A 2,435-nucleotide genomic window follows, 5' to 3' on the forward strand; every position below is an offset into this window, starting at 1 on the left:
CTTGTCGAGGTATTTCAGATCACTGCGAAGTAAGAAATCTTTCTCGTTACGACGAAGGTTTAGCAGTCGCACTTCAAGTTCTTTGGTAATTTGTTTGGCTTCGCTCATTTTAGCGGTGGTGTCCGCAAATTGAGATGTGGTAAACAACAATGAAATCATGCCGAAGATGGAGAACACCCCCAACGAATAGAGCTTTTTCTTTATATTCATATACATGGCTCGTCTTTACTAAATTAACTATAAGTATCTAATTGATCGCATCAAAGCATGGATATATGGCTAGTGCGATCGAGTTATTGTTATGATTTTTTATCAGTAATGGGGTTGAGTTTTTGCAGCGGCCCTGCCCGCCAGTAGTGACATCATCAATACATTCAAACAAAGAAGACCCAACCCATTAACGACAGATTAATCAATAACACATTTTCGCTACATGTACATTAATAGAATTATAAAACTGAGAGACAGATATTTGACGGGGTATAAATAGCTGAACGCCTTGCTATTAAGGCTTTGAATTAAAACAGTTTGGGCAATTATTGATCTGACGGCTGTGAATGACATTTTTTTGGCTCATCAGCGGAGCAAGAACGAAGAGCAATATTGGGAGGTTTTGACTTGTTTTTTAAACGGTGAGTCCATCGATTGGTGATTGTATAGTCGATCGAAAACGGCGAAAAAATGGACCTACTCAATTCGAGTCAGGTCCATTTTTAGATTTCTTAATCAATCGCTTTGTAGCTAATAAGTTAGGGTTCGAACTTAAGGCTGACTAAAACGCTTTTACCATCTTAGATAGGCACTTTAGTAATACCGCTTTCTCATCTTCTTCGATGTCTTGCGTTAATTCATTAACTAGGCTCAAGTGAAGCTGATTGTGGTGAACGTGAATCTTCTGCCCTTCATCAGTTAGAGCAACCACGATTGCACGACGGTCCGTTGGGTGTTCATGGCGTTCGATCAATTCGGCTTTAACCAGCTTTTCGATTTGAACGGTCAATGTACCCGTGGTGATGCCCAGCTTTTCAGCGAGCTCTTTCATTCTTAACGCGCCATGCATACCAAGTACTTCAATGGTGTGTACTTGAGCCAGGGAGTAACCCGTCTCTTTGACTACAGACTGTTCCCACGAAGACATTTTATCGTAGAACTCAGTCAGTATTTGGTTAAGCTGTTCTATATTTCGCATGGTCGTTTGAATGCACTTCAAGAGTAAGATGATTAATCTTATCAAACTTGGCGAGCATTTGTTTATATTCAGAGACGGTTTTATCACTGTTTGATTCAAGAGTAATCGCTGCCGAATAGTGATGTCCACTCACCTTCCACATATGGAAATCGGTGACAGACGCATAAGGCGTTAAGGTTTCGGTCACTGAGTCACGATAATCTTGGTCGATATTCTCATCAAGTAGGATTGGGCTGGTTTGTTTCATCAGGTTCATCGTCCACTTAGCAATCACGAATGCGCCAACCATTCCCATTGCTGCATCTAACCAGTTCCAACCGTAAAACTTACCAAACAGCAGCGCAACAATCGCAAGCAGCGAAGTTAGAGTATCCGCCAACACATGCATGTAGGCTGCGCGTAGGTTGTGATCATGATGGTGTCCGTGATGCTCGCCATGTTTATGACCATGGTCGCTGTCGTGCTCATGGCTATGTGAATGACCGTGATTCTTACTATGATTGTTACTATGATCGTGGCCATGCTCGTGTCCGTGATCATGATGGTGATCGCCAAGTAAAAACATACTCACCACATTCACAGTTAAACCAATACAAGCAACGATGATCGCTTCATTGAACTGAATCGCTTGTGGGTTAAAGAAGCGATGCACTGATTCCACGAGCATCAACAATGCCACAATCCCCAATGCAATCGCGCTGGTGTAGCCCCCTAACACGCTGACTTTGCCGGTACCGAAAGAGAAACGTTCGCTCTCGGCATGTTTCTTCGCATATCGGTATGCAAACAAAGTGATACCAAACGCTGCAGCATGCGTCCCCATGTGCCAACCATCGGCAAGCAATGCCATAGAGCCATAAATAGTGCCCGCAACAATTTCGACAACCATGGTAACGACGGTCAATAACAGGACATAGAACGTGCGTTTCTCACCTTGGCTGTTATGTGAAGAAAAGTGGTGTTGGTGACGTGTTGGAAAACTCAAAATGGCGTCCTTAGCTGATGTTTGTGGTTAGATTATCGTTTTTAATAAAAGCCCTTTGATTGACAAGTAATTTGACAATCAAAGTAATTAGTTGAAATTTAGTTTGATTATCAAAGTTTGTCAACGGCGAATTTGGTTTTCGAAATGGGACGAAAATGAATAAGGCTCACTTAATCAAGAAATAAACTCTGGGGCAGGTCTCTGATTTTGAGTAAAACACTAGCCCTGATCACGGCTCCACTATTCCTCTAAGTAACTAGG

The 2,435-nt window shown here is 42.3% G+C and carries 2 protein-coding genes and 1 pseudogene; all 3 read right to left on the minus strand.

Features of this window, described 5'->3' with window-relative positions:
- Positions 1–210, minus strand: a pseudogene (locus tag AB4653_RS19425) (methyl-accepting chemotaxis protein); the annotation flags it as partial.
- 562 nt (positions 211–772) lie between these two features.
- A complete protein-coding gene (locus AB4653_RS19430) occupies positions 773–1,189 on the minus strand; it encodes a MarR family winged helix-turn-helix transcriptional regulator (RefSeq protein WP_102258515.1) in 417 nt (138 codons plus the stop codon).
- Positions 1,167–2,174: a CDF family Co(II)/Ni(II) efflux transporter DmeF gene (dmeF, locus tag AB4653_RS19435; RefSeq protein ID WP_102258516.1), complete on the minus strand. Its 1,008-nt coding sequence runs from the start codon at positions 2,172–2,174 to the stop codon at positions 1,167–1,169. Before dmeF ends, AB4653_RS19430 begins: the two co-directional genes overlap by 23 nt.
- Positions 2,175–2,435 lie beyond the last annotated feature (261 nt).

The sequence above is a fragment of the Vibrio sp. 10N.222.48.A3 genome (genome assembly GCF_041475345.1).
GTDB classification, from domain to species: domain Bacteria; phylum Pseudomonadota; class Gammaproteobacteria; order Enterobacterales; family Vibrionaceae; genus Vibrio; species Vibrio tasmaniensis_A.

Excerpts from the sequence above, each read along its gene's own strand:
- AB4653_RS19430 (WP_102258515.1), bottom strand. The coding sequence starts at position 1,189 with ATGCGAAATATAGAACAGCTTAACCAAATACTGACTGAGTTCTACGAT.